Annotated in this window: 6 protein-coding genes and 1 tRNA gene; 4 read left to right on the top strand and 3 right to left on the bottom strand. The window is 57.3% G+C overall.

The window, feature by feature from the left end; translation table 11 throughout:
- Nucleotides 1-185: 185 nt before the first annotated feature.
- Both M7439_RS12860 and M7439_RS12865 read left to right on the top strand, forming a co-directional pair.
- Nucleotides 186-596 carry a hypothetical protein gene (locus M7439_RS12860; protein ID WP_308464518.1) on the top strand — a complete coding sequence of 137 codons (411 nt, stop codon included), beginning with the start codon at nucleotides 186-188 and terminating at the stop codon, nucleotides 594-596.
- Nucleotides 593-1300, top strand: coding sequence for a hypothetical protein (locus M7439_RS12865; RefSeq protein ID WP_298344022.1), 708 nt, complete (start codon nucleotides 593-595; stop codon nucleotides 1298-1300). Before M7439_RS12860 ends, M7439_RS12865 begins: the two co-directional genes overlap by 4 nt.
- On the opposite strand, the gene M7439_RS12870 is transcribed toward M7439_RS12865, so the two are convergent.
- Nucleotides 1289-2362: a cation:proton antiporter gene (locus tag M7439_RS12870; protein ID WP_298344020.1), complete on the bottom strand. Its 1074-nt coding sequence runs from the start codon at nucleotides 2360-2362 to the stop codon at nucleotides 1289-1291. The genes M7439_RS12865 and M7439_RS12870 overlap by 12 nt on opposite strands.
- A 101-nt stretch (nucleotides 2363-2463) precedes the next feature.
- Here M7439_RS12870 and M7439_RS12875 point away from each other — a divergent pair, with 101 nt between their 5' ends.
- Nucleotides 2464-3141, top strand: coding sequence for a hypothetical protein (locus M7439_RS12875; RefSeq protein WP_298344017.1), 678 nt, complete (start codon nucleotides 2464-2466; stop codon nucleotides 3139-3141).
- Here the strand turns inward: M7439_RS12875 and M7439_RS12880 are convergent.
- A complete protein-coding gene (locus M7439_RS12880) occupies nucleotides 3138-5138 on the bottom strand; it encodes a (Fe-S)-binding protein (protein WP_298344016.1) in 2001 nt (666 codons plus the stop codon). The genes M7439_RS12875 and M7439_RS12880 overlap by 4 nt on opposite strands.
- Before the next feature lie 84 nt (nucleotides 5139-5222).
- Nucleotides 5223-5783 carry a dCTP deaminase gene (gene dcd, locus M7439_RS12885; protein WP_298344013.1) on the bottom strand — a complete coding sequence of 187 codons (561 nt, stop codon included), beginning with the start codon at nucleotides 5781-5783 and terminating at the stop codon, nucleotides 5223-5225.
- Between the two features lie 75 nt (nucleotides 5784-5858).
- Here dcd and M7439_RS12890 point away from each other — a divergent pair.
- Nucleotides 5859-5932 (top strand) — tRNA-Gly (locus M7439_RS12890).
- The last annotated feature ends 300 nt before the right edge of the window (nucleotides 5933-6232 follow it).

Genomic DNA, 6232 nt, shown 5'->3' on the forward strand with positions numbered 1-6232 from the left:
CTAATTGTAATATACAACCATTATACCATAAGCAAGCGGCTGGCGTCATCTATGCGTAGTGAACGGGGTCGACTGGGGCACCTTGGAGACCCTGAGAACCGTCATGAGGCTATAACTTGGCCCCATGACGTCGCCCGCTAGACTGACCCTCCGGAGGATGCTACTTGAGAGTCATTTGGGAGAGGTTGAGAACTGAGGATCGAGTCCTCTCGGTCTGCGTGGTAGCTATCGCGATCACCCTTTTTCTTCCGTGGCATACGTACGCGATTTTGAGCATGACTGGCACGACCGATGGCTTTCATAGTTGGGGATTGCTGACGGCGCTCGGTGTGCTGTTGCTCGCATTTGTGCTCACATCAGATGGCGAGTTCGTTGCTCGGCACACTCCTCGGATATCGCTTGCTTCATGGAGGGTGATCGGGGCGGCGCTGATGTTCGGTGGGGCTGCGCTGTACTTGACGATCGGGCCTGGCTCCTATCACTCCACCGAGGTTCCGGTGGCATATGGACCATCCTACGGTGTCTACTTGGCGTTCTTAATAGGGTTGGCGGCGTTGTTGTTGACGTTTCGCCAGGGAAGGAAATCGATATCTTGAAGAAGTTGCTTCTAGTGATCCCCTTAGGGGGACTTTTGCTCGCTGCCTGCGGCTCGACCAGTACGAGCAATCCGGTGAGTGCTGGTGCGGCGACGTTGACGAGTCAGGAGGTGCACTTCTGTTTCGTCACCCAGGCCACGAGTGGCGCTGATAGTACGCAGCTTCAGGGTTGTGGCGACCAGAACTACGACGCCCACCTCGCCTCGGCAAACTTGACGAGTTCGGTCAGTCTCTCTGGACAGAGCCAGAGCGAGAAGGTTGGGGTGGAGCGCATCGGCAAGACCGAGTGGGTCTATTTCAAGAAGAAGTGGTACGCCCAGAAGGAGCCATTCCCAGCATCATCACCGGGCTCGATCTCCTCGCTGCTGCGCGCTACGCCGAGTGTGAAGAAGGTTGCAGGCATCAAAGTCCTGGGGCAGTCGACCACCGGTTACCAGGGAGTCTTTACCGCCGCTGACTTCAAGGCGCATAAGAAGGCGCTTACTTCGTCGATGGCGACCTCATTGACTGGTCTCAAGAGTGACACCTTCACCGCGTATGTGAACACCAAGGGCCAGGTTGTTCAGGTGAACCAGACGGAGTTGGTGACCTCGTCGAGCACGAAGGTAACAGTTACCTCCACCGTTCAGTTCTCCCACTTTGGAGAGAAGGTAGCGATCAAAAAGCCGCCTGCGAACGAGATCTCAAAGGGTTCACCGAGCTAAACGATTGAGTCGTAGCGCAAGTCCTGAGACCAGTGTCGAGCCGAGGACGACGGCCATGAGAATGGCGTAGTCGGTGTTGGACAAGACAGCCGACTGCAAGAAGACGAGGGCCATAGCGATGGTGACCTCTCCTCTGGCGAGCATGCCTGCCCCTACGGCGATGCGCACGTGGAGGTCTCCTGGGGTGGCAACGCTAATGGCAAGACGAGAGATGAGCAGCGCGATCAGGATCAGACCTGCGGATAGGAGAACGTTGGCATGAACGAGCAGCGGTAATCGGATGTCGTAGCCCGCGACCATGAAGAACATGGTTGGCAGTAGTCGCTCAAGGAGGGGTAACCAACGTCTGGCGGGTGCCCCCAGGCGAGCTGCGGTTTCGTGACCATCGAAGACGCCAAGCAGGGCAGCGGAGACGCCACAGATGACCCCACCGATCGTGAGCACCATCACTTTCGTGAAGAGTAAGGCAGTCGTCTTTGGCCGTATCAGGAGCATGGCACCCACAATCGCAAGCGAGGCCGCCAAGGCGATGGTTGGGCTACTGGTCAGACCAAAGGTAGCCCCGGCTGCAAACAGTGGCGCAAGTACCAGGAGAGCGATGCCAAAGAAGTCGTCGGCGACGGCGGCGGAGATGATGATCGGATAACCACTGCCCTCACCGGTTCCATGGGGTCGCAGAAGCCGCGCCGCAATACCTGCCGACGTGGGAATCGCGCTCAGGATGAGGGCAAGTTCGGTTAATCCAGCTGATCGTTGCCAAGCCAATAAGCCGAAGCCAAGAATGCCCAGCACGGTTGCGCCAATCGAGGCCAAGCCCAGCCCACGAGGGGTGAGTGGGCGGTGGCCAAGGTCGGAGAGCTCCACTCCAACACCAAAGAGGAGTGCGAAGAGACCGACGTAGGCGACAATGCTGAGGCTCGTCGTATTCGCGTTGGCGCCAAGCGTGACGCGCAGGAGTGCTCCGACTGCGAGGAGCACCATGGGCTCAGGGATGCGAAGCCAGCGTTGTGGGATCGTGCCAATGGCGAGACCCACCAACACGATCATTACCGTCTCGCTCACCCGCCCCGGACCGCCTTCCCTTGGTGTCTACTGAGTGGTGAACTCCGCCGTCGTGACTGCGGAGGGCTTATTCCCCACTACTCCGGTTTAGCCTAATAGGCATGCTGGTTGTGGGAAAGTTGTTGCGCGGTGTCGCAGTGGTGGGTGTGTTCGGGGTCGTTCTTTCGGCGTGTCACTTTTCGAATGGACAGTACGGGCCGGCCTCTGCCGGGGCGGCACTGGCGCCGACGAATGGACCGGCTGGTGCCTCAGGCTCGGGAAATAGCGCGACGGCCAAGCTTCTCGGTGGTGGCCTTAGCGTACCGAAGACGGCGTCGACCTATGACGGAGCGGGATTCCCGATCCCGGACTATGGGCCGGTGAGCTATCACGGCTACGTCAATGGCGATCCAAGGTATCCCGCGACGATCGGGGTGAGGAACTCAGCCTACGGTCAGATCCTCACGACGCAGAGTGGATATACCCTCTACATCAGGTTGGGTGATGAGTTTCGGGCGAGCAAATGTTTTAAGATCTGCCTCGACGCTTTCCCTCCGGAGCTCACCAACGGCGCTCCACAGGCGGCCCCAGGTATCTTGGCCGCTGACCTCGGCGTCTTGACCGCGAACAACTCGTGGGAACAGGTCTCCTATGGAGGACGACCTCTTTATCGATATCGTCTCGATACCAAACCAGGCGAGATCAATGCTGAGGGAAAGGGAGGCATCTGGTACGTCGTGGGTGTTAACGGACTCCCGATCACGAAACCTCTTTCCCGAACCAGTGCGACCAAGAGCTAGAGTGACTTCGTAAGAATCTGCGCGACATCTAAAACCTGCTTGCCCGGGTCAGCGGTGCCCTCGGCTTGGCGTGCCTTCATGGCATCGTCGAGCATGATCATACAAAATGGGCAGGCGGTTGAGACCACATCTGCACCGGTCTCAAGGGCCTGATCGGTGCGCTCGAGGTTGATTCGCTTCCCGATATTCTCCTCGAGCCACATACGAGCGCCTCCTGCACCGCAGCAGAAGCCCTTCTCGCGACAACGATGCATCTCCTTGGATTGAACGCCAGGGATCGCCTCAAGCACCGAGCGAGGCTCATCGTAGACGTGGTTGTGACGACCAAGGTAGCAGGGATCATGGTAGGTAACGCTCTTGTCGACTGACTTTGTAGGCGTGATTCGCTGGTCGGCGATGAGGCGGCTCAACAGTTGGGAATGGTGAACGACCTCGTAGTTCCCACCAAGTGCCGGGTATTCATTGGCGATCGAGTTGAAGCAATGCGGACAGGAGACGATGACCTTGCGAACGCCGACACTGTTGAGCGTCTCGATGTTGGTCTGTGCTTGGGTCTGATAGAGATACTCGTTGCCGATCCGTCTGGCGGGATCCCCGGTGCAGCTTTCGCGCGGGCCAAGGACGGCGAAGTTCACGCCTGCGTTGTGGAGCAGGGTGGCAATGGAGCGGGTGACACGCTGTGCCCGCTCGTCCAGCGCGCCCGCACAACCAACCCAGAAGAGATACTCGGTGTCGGCACCGATGGTGTCAGTGACGACAGGGACCTCGAAATCGAGACCCTGCATCCAATCGGATCGATGGCTGGCTCCCAATCCCCACGGATCGCCCTGGTTCTCGATGTTTCTGAGCATCGAGTTCGCTTCTGAGGGGAAGCTTGACTCCATCAGGACCTGGTATCGGCGGATGTCGACGATCGTGTCAACGTGTTCGATATCGACTGGACATGCCTGCACGCAGGCGCCACAGGTCGTGCAGGACCAAAGCACATCAGGATCGATCACGTCTGGAACGAGGTTGTCGTCTAAGGAGGAACCTGAGAGCATCTTTTCTCGCAGGCTCATGATGAGTAGTTTCGGAGAGAGGGGTTTGCCGGTTCCCCAGGCAGGACACTGTTCTTGGCATCGGCCACACTCGGTGCAGGCCAGCAGGTCGAGTCGTTGCTTCCATGTGGTCTGCTCGATCGTGCCAACTCCGAAGACATCCTCCTCCGAGAGCGTCTCTGGATCCATGTTAGGGGTGGTCGCCAGCGCACCGAGGGCGATGGGCCGTCGTGCAAAAGCGACGTTTAACGGTGCAGTGAAGATGTGGAGATGCTTCGAGTGAACGACGAAGATTAAGAAGCTGAAGATCACGGCGATGTTGAGCACGAGGAAGATGGACTCAAGGATGTAGTTGGTGTGTGCGCCCATGTGGCGGAAGGGAATCGAGAGTACGTGCGACATGAAGGCAAAGTCCGAGTAGGGAAAGTCGCCGGTGTTGACCTGGAAAGCCCGATAGGCCAGCAGCGTGATGATGACCGCGGCGATCCAGCCCAGGGTGATCCAGGCGGTCTTGGTGTGAGAACCGTAGAATCGTGAGTCGCGGTGCCGCTGTTCTGGGGCCTCACGAATGCGAATGACGCTAAAGACACACACCGCCACTAAGACAGCGAGCGCAAAGAAGTCCTCAAGGAATCCCAACCAGCTATCGTGTCCAATGAGGGGGATCGCAAAACGGCGGTTAAAGAGAAGCCCAATCGCTTCGATGATGGTGGCGAGCAGAATGGTAAAACCCCAAAAGGTGAAGAAGTGAGCGATACCGGGCACGGTCTTGGTCAATAGCTTGCGCTGGCCGAGCACCTCAACGGCCTCGGCCTTGACGCCTTGCTCGGCGGTTGTACGCCCGCGTTCGACCTTTTTGCCGGCACGGACTACTCCAAAGAGGTACAGTCCACGCCGTGCGACCAGCGCAAGTGAGACCACGATGATCACTAGGCCGACGATAAGACGGTCGTCCATTCTTCCTCCTCTGGTTGCCGTAACGGCACCTTTACCAAGCTGATCACTATATTACCTATCGGTAACATCTATCACAAACCTGCACTATAGGTCGAGCTGATATCGGCTTGGCGTGGGGCCATCCTGACCTTGGTATTTACTCGCCAAAGCATCCGATCCATAAGGATTGTCGGCCGGGGTCGTCATCTCGAGGAACGAGATCTGTCCGATCTTCATGCCTGGGTAGATTTTGATAGGAAGGTTGGCTACATTCGAGAGCTCTAGCGTGATGGTGCCCGAGAAGCCGGGGTCGATAAAACCAGCGGTCGAGTGGATGAGGAGCCCAAGTCGTCCGAGTGATGACTTGCCCTCCAGACGACCGACGAGGTCGGGCCCAATGGAGACTCGCTCAACCGTCGCGCCCAAGACGAATTCATTTGGATGGAGCATCAAGGCTCCATCCTGTTCGACCTCGAGCAGCTCTGTCAGATCGTCGAGGGGTTCACGGACATCGATGAGGCCTTTCGAATAGTTTCGAAAGACCCGGAATTTGTTTCCAATTCGTAGATCGACGGAGGAAGGTTGGATGGCGTTCTCTGCCAGAGGGTCAATAAGAACCCGCTTGGTCTCAAGAGCTGCGATGATGGATCGATCGGACAAAATCATACTCCAATTACACTAACCCTTAGCGATTGACCCTACCGACGTCCATTTGGGGGTAGTTGGGGAATTCGCAAAATTGCGGGCGTAGTTCAGCGGCAGAACATCAGCTTCCCAAGCTGAGAACGCGGGTTCGATTCCCGTCGCCCGCTCCAGACACCAGAGCTGTTCAGTGGTTGTTTTAGACGCCAAGCTGTGTATTCTCGCTAACTTTGCCACCCATTCTCGCTGAAACTTGCCACCTGTTATCGCTGAAACTTGCCACCCCCTAGGAGGGTGCGAGAGGGACTGGTTGTAGTGTATCGCTAATCGGTCAAGTGTCGCCTCCTTCTCGGTAGTTTTGATGGTGTCATGGAGTCTCGTCCGCGGACTTAGCCACCTTGGACTTCTTGGCTCTCATGGATGTTAACGGTCATCGAGAGGATGTGCGCGTTGCACAAGAGACGATCGAGTAC

It is taken from the genome of Ferrimicrobium sp. (assembly GCF_027319265.1).
Classification (GTDB): domain Bacteria; phylum Actinomycetota; class Acidimicrobiia; order Acidimicrobiales; family Acidimicrobiaceae; genus Ferrimicrobium.

What these genes read in the sequence shown, in the direction of transcription:
- M7439_RS12875 (WP_298344017.1), top strand. Translation starts at nt 2,464, where the DNA reads ATGCTGGTTGTGGGAAAGTTGTTGCGCGGTGTCGCAGTGGTGGGTGTG.
- M7439_RS12880 (WP_298344016.1), bottom strand. Translation starts at nt 5,138, where the DNA reads ATGGACGACCGTCTTATCGTCGGCCTAGTGATCATCGTGGTCTCACTT.
- dcd (WP_298344013.1), bottom strand. Translation starts at nt 5,783, where the DNA reads ATGATTTTGTCCGATCGATCCATCATCGCAGCTCTTGAGACCAAGCGG.